The 17,631-nt window shown below is 63.6% G+C and carries 27 protein-coding genes; 21 read left to right on the forward strand and 6 right to left on the reverse strand.

Going from position 1 to position 17,631, the window contains the following annotated elements:
• From GTZ99_RS12445 to GTZ99_RS12545, 21 genes are read left to right on the forward strand one after another with little or no spacing between them, the layout of a single operon-like run.
• Window positions 1-408, forward strand: a complete 408-nt coding sequence (locus tag GTZ99_RS12445; protein WP_161719368.1) for an HK97-gp10 family putative phage morphogenesis protein — start codon at window positions 1-3, stop codon at window positions 406-408.
• Window positions 405-611, forward strand: a complete 207-nt coding sequence (locus tag GTZ99_RS12450) for a hypothetical protein (RefSeq protein ID WP_161719370.1) — start codon at window positions 405-407, stop codon at window positions 609-611. The genes GTZ99_RS12445 and GTZ99_RS12450 overlap by 4 nt, the downstream gene beginning before the upstream one ends.
• On the forward strand, window positions 553-984 hold the full coding sequence (locus GTZ99_RS12455; RefSeq protein ID WP_161719372.1) for a DUF3168 domain-containing protein: 432 nt from the start codon (window positions 553-555) through the stop codon (window positions 982-984). Before GTZ99_RS12450 ends, GTZ99_RS12455 begins: the two co-directional genes overlap by 59 nt.
• Window positions 985-1,007: 23 nt before the next feature.
• Window positions 1,008-1,256 carry a hypothetical protein gene (locus GTZ99_RS12460; protein WP_161719374.1) on the forward strand — a complete coding sequence of 83 codons (249 nt, stop codon included), beginning with the start codon at window positions 1,008-1,010 and terminating at the stop codon, window positions 1,254-1,256.
• Window positions 1,257-1,297: 41 nt separating this feature from the next.
• Window positions 1,298-1,744, forward strand: coding sequence for a phage tail tube protein (locus tag GTZ99_RS12465; protein WP_161719376.1), 447 nt, complete (start codon window positions 1,298-1,300; stop codon window positions 1,742-1,744).
• A complete protein-coding gene (locus tag GTZ99_RS12470; RefSeq protein WP_161719378.1) occupies window positions 1,723-2,163 on the forward strand; it encodes a GTA-gp10 family protein in 441 nt (146 codons plus the stop codon). Before GTZ99_RS12465 ends, GTZ99_RS12470 begins: the two co-directional genes overlap by 22 nt.
• Window positions 2,164-2,216: 53 nt before the next feature.
• Window positions 2,217-2,393, forward strand: coding sequence for a hypothetical protein (locus tag GTZ99_RS12475; RefSeq protein WP_161719380.1), 177 nt, complete (start codon window positions 2,217-2,219; stop codon window positions 2,391-2,393).
• A 60-nt stretch (window positions 2,394-2,453) separates the two neighbouring features.
• Window positions 2,454-5,327, forward strand: coding sequence for a tape measure protein (locus GTZ99_RS12480; RefSeq protein ID WP_161719382.1), 2,874 nt, complete (start codon window positions 2,454-2,456; stop codon window positions 5,325-5,327).
• Window positions 5,327-5,881: a hypothetical protein gene (locus GTZ99_RS12485; protein ID WP_161719384.1), complete on the forward strand. Its 555-nt coding sequence runs from the start codon at window positions 5,327-5,329 to the stop codon at window positions 5,879-5,881. Before GTZ99_RS12480 ends, GTZ99_RS12485 begins: the two co-directional genes overlap by 1 nt.
• Window positions 5,881-6,267: a DUF6950 family protein gene (locus GTZ99_RS12490; RefSeq protein WP_161719386.1), complete on the forward strand. Its 387-nt coding sequence runs from the start codon at window positions 5,881-5,883 to the stop codon at window positions 6,265-6,267. Before GTZ99_RS12485 ends, GTZ99_RS12490 begins: the two co-directional genes overlap by 1 nt.
• A complete protein-coding gene (locus GTZ99_RS12495) occupies window positions 6,260-8,374 on the forward strand; it encodes a hypothetical protein (protein ID WP_161719388.1) in 2,115 nt (704 codons plus the stop codon). The genes GTZ99_RS12490 and GTZ99_RS12495 overlap by 8 nt, the downstream gene beginning before the upstream one ends.
• Window positions 8,375-8,415: 41 nt before the next feature.
• Window positions 8,416-9,093, forward strand: coding sequence for a hypothetical protein (locus tag GTZ99_RS12500; protein WP_161719390.1), 678 nt, complete (start codon window positions 8,416-8,418; stop codon window positions 9,091-9,093).
• On the forward strand, window positions 9,090-9,467 hold the full coding sequence (locus tag GTZ99_RS12505; RefSeq protein ID WP_161719392.1) for a hypothetical protein: 378 nt from the start codon (window positions 9,090-9,092) through the stop codon (window positions 9,465-9,467). Before GTZ99_RS12500 ends, GTZ99_RS12505 begins: the two co-directional genes overlap by 4 nt.
• Window positions 9,467-11,689, forward strand: coding sequence for an SGNH/GDSL hydrolase family protein (locus tag GTZ99_RS12510; protein WP_161719394.1), 2,223 nt, complete (start codon window positions 9,467-9,469; stop codon window positions 11,687-11,689). Before GTZ99_RS12505 ends, GTZ99_RS12510 begins: the two co-directional genes overlap by 1 nt.
• On the forward strand, window positions 11,686-11,994 hold the full coding sequence (locus GTZ99_RS12515) for a phage holin family protein (RefSeq protein ID WP_161719396.1): 309 nt from the start codon (window positions 11,686-11,688) through the stop codon (window positions 11,992-11,994). The genes GTZ99_RS12510 and GTZ99_RS12515 overlap by 4 nt, the downstream gene beginning before the upstream one ends.
• A complete protein-coding gene (locus GTZ99_RS12520; protein ID WP_161719398.1) occupies window positions 11,991-12,536 on the forward strand; it encodes a TIGR02594 family protein in 546 nt (181 codons plus the stop codon). The genes GTZ99_RS12515 and GTZ99_RS12520 overlap by 4 nt, the downstream gene beginning before the upstream one ends.
• Window positions 12,537-12,545: 9 nt before the next feature.
• Complete coding sequence (locus tag GTZ99_RS12525) at window positions 12,546-12,788, forward strand: DUF7940 domain-containing protein (protein WP_161719400.1); 243 nt, start codon at window positions 12,546-12,548, stop codon at window positions 12,786-12,788.
• Window positions 12,785-13,123, forward strand: a complete 339-nt coding sequence (locus GTZ99_RS12530) for a DUF3307 domain-containing protein (protein WP_161719402.1) — start codon at window positions 12,785-12,787, stop codon at window positions 13,121-13,123. The genes GTZ99_RS12525 and GTZ99_RS12530 overlap by 4 nt, the downstream gene beginning before the upstream one ends.
• Entirely contained in the window at window positions 13,120-13,812 is a 693-nt protein-coding gene (locus GTZ99_RS12535; protein ID WP_161719404.1) for a hypothetical protein, read from the forward strand. Before GTZ99_RS12530 ends, GTZ99_RS12535 begins: the two co-directional genes overlap by 4 nt.
• 3 nt (window positions 13,813-13,815) lie before the next feature.
• The gene (locus GTZ99_RS12540) at window positions 13,816-14,226 is read left to right on the forward strand and encodes a hypothetical protein (RefSeq protein WP_161719406.1); all 411 of its coding nucleotides are present in this window, start codon (window positions 13,816-13,818) and stop codon (window positions 14,224-14,226) included.
• On the forward strand, window positions 14,223-15,680 hold the full coding sequence (locus tag GTZ99_RS12545; RefSeq protein WP_161719408.1) for a hypothetical protein: 1,458 nt from the start codon (window positions 14,223-14,225) through the stop codon (window positions 15,678-15,680). The genes GTZ99_RS12540 and GTZ99_RS12545 overlap by 4 nt, the downstream gene beginning before the upstream one ends.
• A 68-nt stretch (window positions 15,681-15,748) precedes the next feature.
• On the opposite strand, the gene GTZ99_RS12550 is transcribed toward GTZ99_RS12545, so the two are convergent.
• The 6 genes from GTZ99_RS12550 to GTZ99_RS12575 form a co-directional block, all read right to left on the reverse strand.
• Entirely contained in the window at window positions 15,749-16,129 is a 381-nt protein-coding gene (locus GTZ99_RS12550; RefSeq protein WP_161719410.1) for a helix-turn-helix domain-containing protein, read from the reverse strand.
• A complete protein-coding gene (locus GTZ99_RS12555; protein WP_161719412.1) occupies window positions 16,126-16,329 on the reverse strand; it encodes a hypothetical protein in 204 nt (67 codons plus the stop codon). Before GTZ99_RS12555 ends, GTZ99_RS12550 begins: the two co-directional genes overlap by 4 nt.
• Before the next feature lie 119 nt (window positions 16,330-16,448).
• Window positions 16,449-16,751, reverse strand: a complete 303-nt coding sequence (locus tag GTZ99_RS12560; protein ID WP_161719414.1) for a hypothetical protein — start codon at window positions 16,749-16,751, stop codon at window positions 16,449-16,451.
• Window positions 16,751-17,113 carry a hypothetical protein gene (locus GTZ99_RS12565; RefSeq protein WP_161719416.1) on the reverse strand — a complete coding sequence of 121 codons (363 nt, stop codon included), beginning with the start codon at window positions 17,111-17,113 and terminating at the stop codon, window positions 16,751-16,753. Before GTZ99_RS12565 ends, GTZ99_RS12560 begins: the two co-directional genes overlap by 1 nt.
• Window positions 17,106-17,285, reverse strand: a complete 180-nt coding sequence (locus tag GTZ99_RS12570; protein ID WP_161719418.1) for a hypothetical protein — start codon at window positions 17,283-17,285, stop codon at window positions 17,106-17,108. The genes GTZ99_RS12565 and GTZ99_RS12570 overlap by 8 nt, the downstream gene beginning before the upstream one ends.
• On the reverse strand, window positions 17,278-17,526 hold the full coding sequence (locus GTZ99_RS12575; protein ID WP_161719420.1) for a hypothetical protein: 249 nt from the start codon (window positions 17,524-17,526) through the stop codon (window positions 17,278-17,280). The genes GTZ99_RS12570 and GTZ99_RS12575 overlap by 8 nt, the downstream gene beginning before the upstream one ends.
• Window positions 17,527-17,631: the final 105 nt, after the last annotated feature.

The raw sequence follows: 17,631 nt of genomic DNA on the forward strand, positions 1-17,631 counted from the left end.
ATGGGGTTCAAGGGCAAGGATCGGCATCTGCGGCGGTTGCGCGGGCTGAGGACGGGCGCGATCGATGCGGCTGGCAAGGTCGTATTCGTCGGCTCCGACATGGTGCGCGCAGAGGCATTCCGCTCAATCTCGGCCGGAGCAGTGTCTGGCAAGGGCCATGTGCCATCGAAACCCGGTGAGCCGCCAAACCGCGACACCGGCGTTTTGCAGGCTCACATCACCAATACCAAGACTGGCGCGCTCTCCGCTGAGGTGCGATCCGATGCGCCCTATGCGCTCGGGCTAGAGACCGGCACATCCAAGGTAGCAGCCCGGCCCTACATGCGCCCTGCCCGCGATAAAATGGCGCCGGTCATCCGCAAGCTGTTCGCCCAGGAGTTGGGCAAAATCCTGAAAGGCGCGAAATGACCAAGATCACCCTCGCACAACCGTGGACCTATCGCACGCCGCTGGTGACCATCGATTTCCCCGCCGGTGCGCATGAGGTGGATGAGGCCATCGCCGCCGCCGCGCCGCCGCTGCCCGAACCTGAACTTGAACTGGAGGCCGTTGATGGCGACCACCCTGCAACGCCTCGTGCGCCGCGCACTGCTCGCGCACCTAAAGGCTGACACTGGCCTGACGGACCTCGTGCCCGCTGGCTCGATCAATCCTGCTGGCGTGCCCACATGGCCGCATATCCTGCTACGCGCGCCGCTGACGCGCCCGTTCTACGCCGCTGCGGTCGAGGGGGCAGAAGTGTCGTGGGATGTTCATGCCTTCGCCGGGCCGCGCGAAAGCGCCGGGGCTGTGGCCGAGACGGCAGAGGATCACGCCGGTAGCATCGGCGGCGCCATTGAGACGGCCCTGTCGCCGCGCTGGATCGATCTGGAAGACGGCGGGCGGGTGCGTGTCCGGTTGTCCGATATCCGCCTGCTTGAGGATGGCGACCGCGACCATTACCACTGGTTTGCCCAGATCAACTGCCGGGTGTTGGCGGCCTGACGCAGGCGTGATAGCCTTCGGGCATGGATTATCTCTCGAAAGAACAACTCGGCTCGCTGATGGCCGTGCTGATCGCGCAGCTCTCCCGCAACAAGGTGCTGTCGCCAGAGGATTTCGACATGATGAAGGGCCGGCTGATCGACGGTGGCGACGAAGAGGTGGCCGATGCGATCGATAGCGTGCTGCTCTCCGACATGCTGGGCGACCCGGAACGCCGCCGCGCCAGCATTCACGCAATCCGGCCCGCTGACGGCGGTAAAAGCGAGGGGTAGCGCGGCCTAAGCCCTCGGCACGCTACCGAGGAGCCGCGAAAATGACCTTCCCGACCGAATTTGACTTCTTCGTGCTGAAGATTGGCGACGGGGGTAGCCCGTCCGAGACATTCACGATTTCGTGCGGCAAGGCGGACGTTAACATCAACGTCAGTGCCGATAGCAGCGACCACTATGTCCGTGATTGCGCAAAGCCCGGCGCGGTGCCGGCGCGCAAGGTTCGCTTCTCGGGCAAGAAGCTGGACGTGACCGCAAGTGGCCTGACGAATGCTGACACCTATGCGGATGAAATCGATCTGGTCGGCACCAAGGTCAATGTGAAGGTCGAGTATTGCGCCGAAAACGGCACCGACGGCGGCGTGCTGCTGGGCACTCTCGCCTGCAAGATGGGCATCACGGCCCTGAACATCACTGGCCCGCGCGACGGCAACAGTTCGTGCGAAATCACGCTGGTCAGCGATGGGGCATGGACCTACACGGCGGCCTGACGATGGAAACGCGGGTCGAGGCTGATTTTGCGGATGGGCAGTATGTGTTCTGGCTGCCCATGCCGCAGGTCATCGAGCTGGAGCGCGCCGCTGGTGCCTCTATCCTGACAATCGAGGAAAAGCTGCGCGCCGGGATCGGTCAGGACAAGGACGGCAACATCGTTTTTGCTGGAGGCGGCGGCGCGACGGTGAGTGAGATCCGCGAGACAATCCGGCTGGGCCTGATCGGCGGCAATCGGGCAATGGTGGATGGCTCCGAAGCCGAGGTTGGCCCGCTGCGCGCGGCCGAGCTGGTGCGCGGCTATGCCTATCCGGCCCGCCCGCTCGCCGAGAGCGCGGCGCTGGCTTGGCGCATTCTGAGCGCGGCGATCTTTGGTGTGCGGCTCAAAAAAAAAGCGATGGAAAGCGCGACCGGGTAGCGCGCGCGCCTGAGCCTTACCGAAAGGGGCAGGTGCTGTCGAATTGCGGCGCAATGGGGCTGGATTGGCGCAGCTTGTCGCTGAGCGGGTATCTGGAGGCGCTGGAGGCCCACAACGAGGCCCACGACCCGGATTACAAGCCCGAGCCGCAGGTCACGGCGGACAAGGATAGGCTCAAGCGGTTGCTGAATGCGCGGGCGGGTGGGGAGCGCCGAGAGCCACGCCCCTGACGGCGGTAACGCCCGCCCACCCTTGAGCGATAGCAGTCTCCGTTATTTGCGGAGGCTGCCGTGGCTGAAATCGACCCCCTTATCCTGCAACTGCGGGCAGACCTGAACGGTTATCTGACGGGCATTCGCAATGCGACCACAACGGTTGATCAGCAGCTCGGACGCCAAGAGGCGCGGGCGCGGCAGCTAGAGCAGGAGTTCAGCCGCACCAGCGGGTCGATCAAGGGGCATTTGGCAGGCATCGCGGGAGCGCTGGCGGCGGGTTTTTCGGTGAACAAGGTTGTCGAGATGGCCGACAGCTTCACCCGGTTCCAAAACAGCCTGAAGGTGGCCGGTCTGGAAGGCCAGAGCCTTGCCGCTGTGCAGGAAAACCTATTCCAGATCGCCAACAAGTATCAGACGCAGCTTGAGAGCGTGGGCGGCCTGTATGGCCGAGCGGCGCAGAATGCTGATGCGCTGGGGGCATCGCAGGCGCAGCTTGTGGGCCTGACAACTGCCACCTCTGCATCGCTGAAGATCAGTGGCACGTCAGCGGTGGCGGCGCAGGGGGCGTTCCTTGGACTTGGTCAGGCTCTGGGGCAGAGCCGCGTATCAACCGAAGAATTTAATCAGATGATGGAGGGGGGGCTTTACCCTGTCCTGCAGGAGGCAGCCAAGCATATCGATGGCACCGGCGGGACTCTCGCGGGTCTGAAAAACAAGATGCAGGACATGAAGGGCGCGGGCGTGTCCAACGTCCAGCTTTTCCAAGCCATCACCGCGAGCGTCGCTGATCTGGAAAGCAGGGCCGCCAAAGCCAGTGGCACGATTTCCGGCGCATTCACCGTCTTGAGCAACAACCTGACGCGCTATGTCGGCGAGGCTGACAAAGCCAACGGCGCGACAGCGGCTATGACGCAGGCGATCACTGGTCTGGCGAACAATCTGGACACGATCATCCCGGCGCTGGCCACCATCGCGGCGCTGGTGGGCGTGAAGTATGTGGCGTCGGCTCTGGCGGCGGCTGGGGCAAACGTGGTCAAGGCGGCGGCTGACGTGCGAGCAACGCAGACGGCATCGGCTCTGGCTATCGCGCAGGCTGAGGTTGCCGGGATGATGAACGCGGAAGCCATGGCGGCAGCGCGGGCCTCGGCGGCTGTGACGGGGCTGAGCGTGGCGCAGGGCGTGGCGATGCGGGGTGGCAGCGCACTGGCGGCGGCGATGGGCGGGCCTTGGGGTATCGCGTTGGCGGCTCTAGCGGCTGGCCTTGTCTATATCGCGATCAAGACCAATGAGGTTACCCCGGCCACCAAGGCCTATCAGGTCGCACTGGATCAGTCGGCGTTGTCCAGCAAGAACGCGGCAGACCTCGCCATGAAGCTGTCGAATGCCCACGGCGCAGCGCGTGATGCAGCGATTTCGGCAGCCCGTGAGTCGAAGAAGCTGGCAGAGCAGAACCTCAAGACGGCCAAAACCGATCTCATTGCCGCGCAAGCTGCCCTGAAAAAGGCGCAGGCGTATATGGCAGCGATGGATGCTGGCGCGCTCACCGGCGCCGAAACGTCAAACAGCGTGCTCTTGGATCAGGAGGGGCAGGCGCAGGCCAATGTCAGGGCGGCCAGTGGCCGAGTGAAAAACTACGAAGCGCAGATCACCCAACTGTCCTCCGCAATCGCGGCGGCGGAAAAGCCGATAACCGCCGGGAAAATGGGTGGTGGTTCGACGCCGAAAAAGACCGGCCCAACCGTCGCTGAAACTGCCGCCCGTCATGAAGAGGAAATGCAGCGCCTCGCTCAAGAGCAGCTTCGCGCCGAACTGGACATCACCACTGATGCGGGGCAGCGGGCCAGCATCAGCCGCGATCTGCTTGATGCCGAATACCGCGAGCGCCGCGCCCAAATCGAGGCCGACAAGCACTACACGCAGGCGCAGAAGCAGGCCCAGATCGCCGCGCTGAACAAGCTTTACGGCACCAGCGGTCTGGACGCGCAGGGCAATATTGTGGTGAGCGGCAAGCCAACCCCGATGCGGCAGGCGATCAAGAATGATGAGCAGCGCCAGCTTGAACAGGAAGCCTCCGATCTGGCGCGGGCGCAGTATGACGCCCAGCGAGACGCTTTGCAGCAGCAGTTGGACTTGGCCGACAGCACGAGCGAGCGGCGGCGGATCGCGCTGGCGTTGGTCGATCTGGAATACCAGTATCAGAAGAGCATTCAGCAAGCGATTTTGGCGTCAGGGACAGCGACGGCGGCGGAAAAGCAACGGGCCGCTATCGCGATAAAGGCGCTTGATGATCAGCGGGCCGGGAAAGTCACCGCCGCTGAACGGTCAAACGAAAGCCCCCTTGCCACCTATGCGCGCGGCCTGAACAAGAGCGGCGGTGCGATCACCGATCAGGTCGAGGGCTATGTGGTGGACGAGCTGAACCACGTCCGCGACGGCATCACCTCGGCGATCACCAAGGCTATCGGCACCGATGATCCATTGATTACCGGCCTGCTGAACATGCTGATCGAGCAAATCCTGCTGAAGCCCATTGCCAACGCCTTGCAGGGCGCCACCAGCGGCACGGGTGGCGGCGATTTCTTCTCTGGGCTGCTTGGCTCCATTACAGGCATGTTTGGTCGTGCGTCGGGCGGTTCGGTGCAGGCAGGGCAGACCTATCGGGTAAACGAGGGCGCGTCTTCTGGCCGGGTCGAGTATTTCCGGCCGGACGTGTCTGGGCAGATCATCCCTCTGGGGCGCGTGAATGCCCTTGGCGGCGGTGGCGGCGCTAACGGGCGCGTGTTCAACATTTCGGTTGACGCCCGCAACTCTGTCACGCCTGCCGGGTTTGCCCAATCGCTGTCCAAGGACATTCTGGCGCAGGCCCAGCAAATGGACGTGCAGACCGCAAAGGCCGTCACGCGCAGCGTCCCGACGCGGATGAATGGCTATCAGCGGGACGGATACTGATGCCCGCATACCGCGAGAGCTATGTTTTCCGCATCGAGACGGACGATCCGGCGTCATTCTGGACCGGCCACGGCCCCCTGTTGCTCCCCGCCGATGCTGTCTTGCCTGAGAACACGATTTTCTCCGGCATGGGGCAGTTGGTCGAGATTCCAGACCTCCAGCAGATCATCAACGGCACGGCACAGCGGTTGGACGTGAGCCTGTCGGGTGTGAACGAGGAAACCATCGTTTTCGCCACAGAGGAGGCGTTGCAGATCCCCGGCGCGCTGGTGTGGATCGGGCGCGTGCAGTTCGATGATGCGTGGCAGGTTTCAGCCGTGGAGTGGGAATGGTGCGGCGAAGGCGTCAAGCTGACGGTCGATAGCGACGGCAGTAACGGCGACCGCGTGCGATCGATCAAGTTGACCGTGGCCGCTGGCGAAACATCGCGCCGACGTGCGCCCAACGCCTATTTCACCGATGCTGACCAGCAGCGTGACTACCCGGGCGACACCTTCTTTAGCCATGTCGCGCAAATCAGCCGAGGCGTCGTGCGGCGCTGGGGGCCCGTCTGATGGACCTCGGCTCTTACCTCGCCCAGGCGGCTATGCGGCACCATCAGGTCGGTATCTGGGACTGCTGCATCTTTCCCGCCGATTGGGTGGTGGCTAACGGCTATCCAGACCCGATGGCCGATTGGCGCGGAACATACGCCAGCGAAGCAGCGGCGGACACGCGCGGCGGCATCGAGGAGGCGTTTCTCACCGGCATGGAGCGCGCAGGGCTTTCACTCGCCGCCGAACCGCTATCCGGCGATGTGGGCCTGATCGAGGTGGCCGGCCAACATGCGGGCGCAATCTGGACCGGGCGACGGTGGGCATTTGTCGCGCCGCGTGGGCTGGCGGTGGCCAGTGTCGCACCTGAATATGTCATCGGAATTTGGCGGGTGGTTTATGGGTAAAGTTCTCGGCGCGATCCTGTCGATCATCACCTTTCTGGTGCTGGTTCCGTTCATCGGCCCTATTGGCGCAGGCATCGCGGCCTCCGTGGTCGGTTATGTCGCCAACTCGCTATTGGGCGGATCTGCGCAGAAGCCTGAGACGACCGAGGGCAGCATCAAGAACCAGCGCCCGCCGCGTGTGTCTGCTTATGGCCGGTCTCGGCTTTACGGAGCCTATGTCCTCTATGTGACCTCCAGCAACGGCACGGCGATTGATATCTACGCCATCCATGATGGAAAGCTGGATGGGATCGAGACCCGGTATTTGGGCGACGATGCCATGGAAATGCTGGGCGATTTCGTCGGTGGCGGTGGCGATGGCCGATACAGCGATTACAAGGTTAGCCTATACACCACGGATGGCAGTGCGCCGGGGACAGCATTCGGAACTGCTGTCGGCATGTTGCCCGGCGTCTGGACCTCCAGCCATCGCGGCGATGGCGTGGTGGCGCTGGCCTTGTTTTCGGCCCCTGTCAGCAACGAAAAGTTCAGCGAGATCTATCCGCAGGGCGTCCCGCCGACGCCGTCGCTGGTGGCGCGCTGGCAGGCTTGCCCTGATCCTGAGGCAGAAGACCCGCTAGATGAAAGCGGGTGGACGTGGACGGAGAACCCAGTCCGCCACCTGCTGCATTACATGATGGTGCGCGAATTTCGGCCGGAACTGCCCAAGGCCGATGCGGGATATGCCGCCGCGTTGCGCGCGATGCGCGAGGAATGGTGGGCACGCAAAATCGCGCCGACGCTGGAATACTGGATTGCCGCTGCACAGGACTGCGAACTTGAGCGCGCCTTGAGTGACGGCGGGACAGAAGCCCGCTATCGCTCATGCGTCTCGCACAAGCACACGGACAAGCACCAGGCCACCAAGGCCGCCATTCTTGCCACGTTCGACGGCTGGATGGCGACCCGTGCAGACGGGGCCTATGTGATCTATTCGGGCCGCTATTACGCGCCGACCGTCACCATTGGGCCTGACGAAATCGTGTCCTACACTTGGCAGGGCGGCGGCGTTGACGACGACGAGGCGGTCAACCATCTGGTGTGCTCTTACGTGTCATCGCTCCATGCCTATGCGACTGTCGAGTGCGACCCGTGGCGCGATGATACTGATATCGGCAATCGCGGGCAGGAGCTGTCGGAGAGCTTCGACCCGGCCGTGCCCAGCCATGCGCAGGCCCGTTATCTGGCCAAGCGCGTCATGGCGCGGCGAAACGCGGTCAATCGGGGGACCGTCACCACGAATATCGCGGGGCGCATCGCGCGCGGGCAGCGGTTCATCTGGCTGCATCTGGCCGAGGGCAATGCCGTGTTTTACGATGGCCCGGCCGAAATCACCGCGCTCAGCCGCACACTGAGCGGCGGCGTCACGTTCGAGTGGGTGCAGGCTGATCCTAACATCGACAATTGGAACCCGGCGACAGAAGAAGGTGAACCGGCGGCGGTCGGCAGTGAAGTGGCGCTCGAATCTCTGGCAACGCCAACCATCGACAGCGCTGCGGCGATCTATGACGGGGCATCCGTTCGCTTGCAGGTGCAGGTCAATGGCCCTGACCGCAGCGACCTGACATGGTATGCGCACTGGCGCTTGGCCGGGGCGTCTGTCTGGGGCGCTGACGAGGCATATTCTGACGCCGATGATGGCTCCGCGATCATCCTGAACACCTCTGTCGTCCCGTCCAATGCCTCTGTCGAGGTGCAGGTGGCCTATCTGGTTGGCGATGGGCGGCGCTCAGAATGGTCGAGCACCACGACGGTCAGCACGGCCCTGTCGGCTCTCGCGCCATCGAATGTCACCTCTCTGGCCGCAACCGGCGGCACAGGGTCGGCGGGGATTTCTTGGCGCAACCCCACGTCATCGAACCTCGGTTATGTCAGGCTCTACCGCTCTGCAACGTCGTCGTTCTCCGGCGCAGCGCAGATCGGCGGCGATGTATCCGGCGGCCTTGGCGAGGTCATGTCGGCGACCTACAGCGGCGCGGCGGGCACGCATTATTTCTGGGCCCGGCCCTACAGCAGCGCGGGTGTGGCCGGAACGCTGTCCGGTCCGGTATCGGCGGTCATCACCTGACGGCGGTAAAGCGGGCGCATGGTCGGGCATAGGCAAGCCACATGCTTGTTTTTCCGACCTACGCCTTTTCGTTCAGCGGCATGAATGCCGACATCGAACGTCGCGTCACGTCTGGCGGCACGTCGCTATCCGGGCAAGAGGACGTGGTTTCGACCGACGGCGGCGGACGGTTTGCGGTCGAATTTTCCGCGCCATATCTGGATGAAATCGCAATCGCGCGGGCATGGCGCGCATGGTCGGCTGAATTAGCAGGCGGTGTGACGGCGGTAATCGTGCCCATCGCGGACCTGCGCCACCAGTTCAATCAAGACATTCGCGTGCCGACCACCCTGCCCTTCTGGACCGAAGCAGAGGCCATCAGCACCGACACGGGCGTCACTCTGGCGGCAGACGCGGCCTTGCGCGCGACCACTCTGGACCTTGCCATCGCCTATCTGCCCGGCCCGATGGAAGCTGGCATGTGGCTGTCCATCGACCATGCCACGATGCGGCACCGGGCCTATCGCATTGCGCGCGTTGTCAGCCAGACGGCGACCACCGCGAGCGTCACCTTGTCGCACCCCCTGCGCGAAGCGGCCACCGCTGGCGATCCGGTCGAGATGATCGACCCGCGCTGCGTCTGTCGGCTGGACGGAGATATGACCTCGCCGTCAGAAATCGGGTTCACCTCCAGCGACAAGGTGCGCTTTGTCGAGGATTTCCGGGGGAGCTACACATGATCCTTGGCGCGCAATACGACATCGCGGTCAATCGCTGGTCGCCCGCCACGCTGGCTATCGCGTTCACCGGCTTTGATTTCACGGGCGCGGCGGCTGCGCTGCATGTCCGGGCCTACAAGGACGCTGGCGGCGACCCGCTGCTGTCTCTGTCGGTGGGTGATGGCATCGCAATTTCGGTGGCGTCTGTTGATGGCCTCTCCACCTCCACTTTGACCCTGACCTTTGCCGAGGCCGATATCGAGGCGCTGCCGTTCACCGCGCCGCGCGGGGGCGATCTGGTGCTGGCCTATGATCTGGTCATCACCGGCGGCGGTGTGGGCAAGGTCCGCTGGCTGGAGGGCAAATTCACGGTGCGCGCGGGGGTGACTGTATAATGGCCGATGTGACGATCACCGTTTCGGATGGCGCTGCCATCGTTCAGCCGTTCGGCGCCGATGCGTTGACGCCTTTTCTCACGGCGGCATCCGGCTTGGCAACGGCGGCGCAAGGTAGCGCCAATGACGCGCAGACCTCTGCCGCGCTGGCTTCTGGGGCGGCAAACTACCGTGCCACCTTCGCCGCCGCGCTGGCTGATTTTGCGGTGGGCGAGGGTTTCACGACTGACGCGCTGGGCCGGATGGCAGCCTATCGCCGGATCTCGGCGGCACCTGGCTATGAGTTCGTGGCGGTGTCCATCGCCACTGATGTGCCTGTTTCGGCTGAGGCATATGAGACTGCGCCGGTGTCATCGCTTACCGCTGTGACCGGGACGCTGGCTGGCACGGTCCATGTTCAGGCTTCGACCGATGGCGCGCCGGTCCCGGCGGCTGACGGGGTGCTGTTTGACAGCGCGGGCGGTGATCTGATGACGGCCCTGTCCTATCCGGCTGATGCCGCGCTGACGGTGGCGAGCGGATCGATCGCATTCGCCAATGCCAGCACCGACAAGGCGCTGGACTGCATGATCAAGGGCCCGGACGGGAACCTGCTGCAATGGTGCGGCGATGCGGTGACTGTGGACGCCACGTTCACATTGACCAGCTTCCCTGCCGCCGATCGCACGGGCGCACTGGTGGGCGCTGTGAACAATACGCTGGGGCTGTATGCGGCCGAGCTGAAGGCGCACCCCAGCGCGGCCACTCGCGCCTTTGCCCGGTTGTGGAATGCTGGGGCCATCCGGGCGAGCGACAGCAGCTATTATGCTTTCTCGGCGGGCGCATCGATCCGCGTGCGCTATGCCTATGTCGGCAATCAGGTCACCGCGACATGGACCTATCCCGCGACCGCCGACCACGTTCTGACCGAGACGCAGGTGTTTGCGCATACCTCTGACGAAATGCCACGGATGTTCTCGACGCTGGGCGTGCGCTTTGTGTCGGGCGCGATGTCTCTGACCGCGCTCAAGGTCAGTGCGCCTTACGCCGGTGCCACCTTCGCGTGTCTGGGCAACAGCCTGACGCAGGGCCGGGAGGCGGCGTCCTATGCCAATGGCTGGGCCTCGCTGCTGCGGGCTGATTATCCGGGCGATGTGCTGATTTTCGGTGCCCCGTCCTCGAAAACCTCCGATTGGATCAGCAACCATGCGGTCACGTCGGTGGTGGCGATGGCTCCGAAGTATGCCTTTGTCGAACTGGGCACGAATGATTTCATCGCGGGCCGCACGCTCTCGGCTATCGAGGCGGACTATACCACGCTGATTGGCCAGTTGATCGCGGGCGGTATCACGCCGATCTGCCTGACCGCGCCGCCCATCGGCAACGCCAACGTGCCCACGTTCAACGCGTGGCTCAAGGCGCAGGCGTGGCCGGTGATCGACATTTACGCCGTGCTGGTGGGCACTGGAACGGCGCTGAATGCCACCTATGACAGCGGCGACCATACCCATTGGAACGACGCTGGCCATGCGGCGGTGCGGGCGGCTGTGCGGGCCTATATCGACGCGCAGGGCTTGATCGCGCAGGCGCAGGAGCCGTATCTGATCAGCAACACGCTGACGGACAACGCGCGGCGCGTCCCGACTTCGCACGCGGTTTATGCGGCGCTGGAGGCATTTGACGGGCAGTTCGCCGAAACCGCTGACTTGGCTGCGCTTGACGCGACTGTTGATGGTCTTTCGACCACCGTGGCTGGCCACACCACGTCAATCGCCGCGCTGAACGGCTATCACGCTGATGAAACGACCGTTGGCGAGGAGATTCGCACGGCGGCGGATGCTGCTGCGGGGCGCAGTGCGTTGGGGCTAGGGACGGCATCCACACGGGACACGGGCTATTTTGTGGCGGCCAGCGCGATAACCAGTGGCAGTGGAACAAGTAGTCGATGGCATAAATTTCCGGATGGCTCTGGCGGCTATTTCCTTGAACAGTGGGGCTATGTCCCCGGTGGGAGCGAGGGGCCGTTCACGGTATCTTTCCCGGTTGAATATTCGCATGTGCCAAGCATAGGCGATATTCAACTGACAGGCGTGATCCCATCGAATGGTGATTACGACACTTGGCCTCAGCTTATTGATGGCACGATCACTGCTGCTGGTTTTCAGGTGCGTGTGCAGTGGAGCGGCGGAACGGCTGGAAGCACGCTGCATAAAATCACGTGGCGCGTGAAGGCGCCGGCATGAGCGATCCGGCGATCATCCCGGACGCCTATGTCTGGACAGGCGGCGCGGGAATGCTGGGCCGCCTGATGTTCCACGCGCGCGAGGTCCAGCGCGGCAATCGCAAGCCATGGTCTGCGGCGTTGCTGTTCGATCTGCCCATCGCGCTGGGCATGGGCTGGGTCGCCTATGGCTGCTGCGCGTGGTGGCATCTTGACCTGCAACCCACTGTCACCGCCGCGATCATCGCCAGTTACCTTGGTCCCTACACGCTCGACCGCTTGGTCGCGCGCGCGGCGGACAAGTATTTCGGAGCGGAAAAGCAATGAGCAATTCTCTGGCCGCATACCCCCATCTGACCGCGCCCGATGCCCCGCGCATGATCGCGGTGGCCGTGCCCCTGTTGGGCGTGGCCGAGGTGGTGGGGCATGGATCGAACGCCACCATCATCAGCTGGCGCGACGAGCTGGCCGCCTCCGGGGTGAACGTGGCCGGACTTTCCGACGATGACGTGCCGTGGTGCGGGCTGTTCGTGGCCCTTTGCGCGCACCGCGCGGGAAAGCCGGTGGTGGCCGATCCCCTGTGGGCGCGCAACTGGAGCAAATTCGGGACCCGCGCCGACCGCGTGTCGCTGGGCGATGTGCTGGTGTTCAGCCGCAAGGGCGGTGGCGGCCATGTCGGCCTGTATGTGGCCGAAGATGCCCAGCAATACCACGTCCTGGGCGGCAATCAGGGCAACCGGGTGGCGATCGAAACGATCCCCAAATGGCGCTGCATCGACCGCCGCCGCCCGCCCTATCATCAACAGCCCGCCAGCGTCCGCCCCTATCAGGTGGCCGCCGGGGGCGTTGTTTCCATCAGTCAGGCATAGGAGGCCGACATGCGTTTGACCCTGATCGAAAATTGGGCGCGGCATCTGTGGGCCGCGTGGTCGGTGCGGATCGCCTATCTGGTGGCGCTGCCCGGCATCGTGTGGCCGGTGATCCCGGATGATGTGCGCGCCGCGTTGCCGCCCGAATATGTCCAGATTTTTGCCATCGTGGCCGCCGTGTCGATCGCGGTGGCGCGGGTGGTGCAACAGCCCAAATTGACCGGAGTGGGCCAGACGGGGGCGGGCGAATGAGCGCCGCGATGATGGCCGTGCTGTTGATCGGCGCACATTTCATCTGCGACTATCCGCTGCAGGGCGATTTTCTGGCCAAGGCGAAAAGCCGGGTTGCGCCTATCCCCGGTGTGCCATGGCAGCAGGCGATGGCGGCCCATTGCGCCATCCATGGCGCGGCTGTCGCGATCATCACCGGCCTGTGGTGGCTGGCATTGGCCGAGGGCTGCATCCACTGGATCACTGATGATGCCAAATGCCGGGGCCGACTGTCATTTAATCAGGATCAGGCCATCCATGTGGTCTGCAAGGCCGGGTGGCTGTTCGCGGCTGTTCTGGCGGGCAACGCGGCATGACCGCCACCGCGATCTGGGCCGCCGTGCGCGCGTGGCGGCTGTGGGCCGCGCTGGGCGGCCTGTGGCGCGAATGTCTGGACCGGGCGGGGGGTTGGCTGGTGCTGGCGTTGTTCGCGCTGTGTGGCGTCCAGACGGTCCGCATTGACGGTTTGCATATCAGCCTGCCGTTGATCTGGTGGCGCGTGCCGATTGTCAGCGTGGAGGGGTGGCGGCCTCGCGCGCTGACGGCCGAGGCGACCATCGCCGAAATCACCGCCGCGCAAAAGTCCGCCGCCACCGCGCAGGCCACCGAAAACCACCGTCCCGCCGCGATCAGTGCGGCCTTGGCCAAAGGGATCGATCATGGATCAGCCGAATTTGACGCCGCCGTCACCGCCGCCGCCCGCCGCTATGCGGCTGCGCATCCTGCTGGACAGTGCGTGGTGGGCCTCAGCGCTGGCATTGGCCGGGCTGGCGGTGGCGCTGGCGGGCTGCGCTCACCCGGCGCTGTCGGTGGCCACGGCGCGGCCGATCTGCGCGGAGCCGATCACGCTGCCCCGCGTGGCGGTGGCGCAGACCTATCTGCCGAGCTGGTGGCCGTCCCAGCCGCCGACGTTACCGGCTGCACCGCCAACACCGCAGACCTCATCAAACTGCGTGCCTGGGCCGCAGGGATGATCGCGGCTGGTGTCGCCAAAGTGGAGGATTGACCGATGGTATCTCAAGTTTCCGCCCTTGCTGGCGCAGATCGCACATACAAGGATTTGGGCGATGGCGTGTTTATTCAGCTCGTCTCGGTTGTGGGTATGGATGCCTTCGCCGCCACCAGTCAGCCGGTCAGTGGCACGCTTTCGGCTTCCGGCAACAGCGGGGAGTTTACGCCGCAACTGGCGCGTCCGATCTGGGTCACCCTGTCAGGGTCGTGGGCCGGCAGCGTCCAGCTGAAACGCTCGATCAATGGCGGCTCGACATGGCAGGCGATCACGACCGGGAGTGGAACGGTGAAGGGTGTTTGGACGGGCAGCGTCAATGCCCAGATCACCGAGGAAACCTGCTCCCGAGCCATCTACCGCCTTGAGGCCACCCTTACCTCCGGCGCCCTGACCTATGAGGTGTATCAATGACCATGGACTTTGATGCGCGGGACGAGGCGGAGGCTGCCCGCGCTTTGGCGCTGAATGCGCAAGGCGTGGGGGCGTACCGCGACCAGTTCGGTCAGATCGCCGCTGCGTTTCGTCAGTCGCAGTCGGGCAATGTCTATACGCGCCCCCCGCTGATTGCGCCGCCCGCGTGGACCACCAGCATGACCGTTGCGCGTGGCGATATGGTGGCCGCGAACGGCTACTGGTACGCTGCGATACAGGCTGGAACGACTGCTTCAAGTGGCAGCGGCCCCTCGTTCGTAACGAACTATGCCAGCGATGGCACCGTTCTGTGGTCCTATGTCGGACCCGCACAAATCAGCACGAATGACGCCACCGCGCCGACTGTCGCGCAGACCACAAGCGACCCGGCCTATGGCAATTACTCGTGGAAATACAAGGACATTCCGTCTGCGTTTTCGCTATTCGGGGCGTATGCGGCTTATGACGGTGCGAACCGACTGATCCCCACCGGCTTTAACGCCAAGGCCGCAACACCGTCCTACACGCCGGGGCGGCGCATCGAGTTCCATTGCGACAGTTCGCGGGTTGTCATTGACGCGGCTGGATCTACCTCAACGTCCTCTTGGCGGATCGCCGTTGACCAGTATGACGGCCAAGGGCTGCGGTTCATCAAGCCGGGAGGCTTTCCGCTCGCCAGCCCGTATATTTCGCTGACCTGGCCCGCGATGAAGCGGCGGCGGTATGTCATCTTTCTGTCGGCACAGGGGTATGACGCATTCAACCGGGTTGAGATCGACGCTCAGGCGCAGGTTTGGACCGAGCCGGGTAAGGTCATGCGCGGGGTGGTTATCTCTGACAGCACCGTTGCTGGGTCTGGCTGGGGGCCGTGGCTGGCCGGAAATGACGTGTGCAACCGCTTGGCGATGACGCTGGGCGTTCAGGATATGTGGTCGTTCTCGACTGGCGGGACGGGTGAGCTGAATCCCGGTGGATCGTCCTATTACAAGTACGGTGAGCGGATTGCCGAAGCGCTGGCGCTCAATCCGGCGTTGTGGTTTATCGCAGGTTCGGTCAATGATCGCACCGGCAATGGATACACGTCCGCGCAATTGACGGCGGCAACTACAGCCACGATGCAGGCCATTCGGGCGGGTGGGAATACCGGCGTCATCCTGCGCGGCGGCGTGTTTCCGCTGATCGACAACAGCGACCTGACAACGGCGGAGACGGCGATCAAGGCGGGGTACGATGTGTTCGCCGCGACCGACCAGTACCCCCACGGCTGGGTGCCTGCGTCCAGCGCTGTTCCGCCGATCATCACATGGGGCTACAACAGCGCGTCCGGCATTTGGGGGTCGAACAACGGGCGCTATCTCGGCGGTGACGGCCATCCCATTGACCGGGGCACGGCGCATCTGTCCGACCGTTACGCGGCGGGCATTATGACCGCGCTGTCCCCGTATTTGCCGTGACACAACACGGGCCGCTCTCACCGGGCGGCCCTTTGCTGATCGTCTGTGAGCGTCAAGCGGGGTTGATGTTAGCGGATGGGGGTTTGGCGGTCGTCAACCGGCCTGCGCGCCTGTCGCGCCGTGCGGGTGGCAGCCGTCTCACCCACATGCACCGGCCCGGTACTGCCCAGCACAAAATCAGCAGCGGCCATTAGGCTGGAGGCGTCTGCGCCGTCCGTGTTGATCTCGATCGGCGGCGAGCCATTTAACTCCCATGCCTCGCGGATTGTCTCGGCGCGCTCGATGATTGCGGCCTCTGCCTGCCGCAATTGATCCCACGCGCCCTGCGGCACTGGATTGCGGCCCGCCGACCATGACTTGACCGTATCCAAACGCACCCCGTGCAGCGTTGCCGCCTCGGCTTGCGATAGGCCGAGGCGGGACAGGCAAGCGGCATAGAGGGTTCTCATTTACCCACGCCAGCGCGAAGGCTTGCACGAAATCCGTTCAGCATGAATTCGCTGCCGAGACCCGCTGCAATCACTGCATCGTCATGGCGAGATGCCAGAACAAGTTCACGCTCTGCCATCATAGTCTTGCGGCGGCGGGCGGCGACATTAGGTGCCATGCGGGCCAGAGCGCGTTCTTGTTTGGCGGTCAACTTGATCATTTGAGGTCTCCTTACCTATCGCGGTGGGCCATCCCTCCGCTCTTGATGCGCTCAATATACACCATCCGTGTATAACGTCAACACCCATTCGCAGAAAAATCGCGATGCTGGTGAGATTGTCAACCGGCCTGCTTGGCAAGAAAAGCGCGGGCTTTGCGGACAACGCCGCGCCATGCTGCACGGGCGTTCTTATCGCCATTTGCACCGTGGAAGTTCGACTGATCGTGTTGATTTATGGCACCAATAATCGCCACCGCCTCGGCAAGCTGGGCGCGCAACCCGCATTCGGGCATCCCATACTCGCCGCAAACCAGTTGCTCCGGGTGGACGCATTGGCGCGCCAGCAGTTCTTCACCCTCGCCCACCACCGCCCGCAACTGCTTGATCTCGGCGGCTTTGGCTGCGGTATACTCCCATTCCATCACGCCCCTCCCTTCACGACTTCGGCGAGGTCAAGGGCGCGGATGTAATTGTTGTGATCTGCGTGGCCATCTTCCCATGCACAGACATAATCACCACGCGAAAGATTGACACGCTTCGCCCAATCGGGGTTATCGCTAGGACATGACACTCCTTTTTTCGCCGCCTCCTGCATCAACCTCGCGCCGATCAGCTTGCCCTCTGCCAGCGCCTCGGCCCGCGCTTGGGCGGCGTGGCGGGCGAGAACGCCGATGATCGCTTGCACATCGGCCCGATGCTGGCTTTTCGTTGCGCATCCGCAAATGAGGTCAGCCAGCGCTTCGGCGTCCTTGTGCATCGCCTGCGTCACAGTCACGTCAGTCATTGCCACCCCCTCTGATACTCACGGCATAAACCAGCACGGTCCCGTCCTCCATTTCGACCTCACGGGCGACAGCAAAGTCTGGGCCTGTGAATTTAGCTTGAGCAAGAAGTTCGTCTGTCATTTCGACAAGCATCTGCTCAAGATCGCCGTCTCTCATGTGCTTGTCAGTCATTGCTCTTGCTCCTGATGTGGGCGAGGGCGTGACTGGCAAAGTGCGACATTTGTACTTCTGCATCTGCCCCACCAAAGCCATCGAAGCGCTCGATTTTCTCCAGCGCCTCCACCAGCATATCGCGCTCGGCTAGGGTGCGGGCGAGTTCATCGACCAGCCAGCTAGGCACAGGGTCAAGCCCGCGCATGGTGCACATGGCCGCAACTTCGGCTCGTTGCGCGTCTGTCGGTTCAATCGTCATGCGAAAATCCAATCCAGATGATTGCAAGGCGGCAATGCGCTTTCGTCCAATTGCAGCGACGTAAGCAGAGGCCAAATCCGAACACATTAAGCAGTGGGTCGAACC

Source organism: Novosphingobium ovatum (assembly GCF_009909235.1).
GTDB classification, from domain to species: domain Bacteria; phylum Pseudomonadota; class Alphaproteobacteria; order Sphingomonadales; family Sphingomonadaceae; genus Novosphingobium; species Novosphingobium ovatum.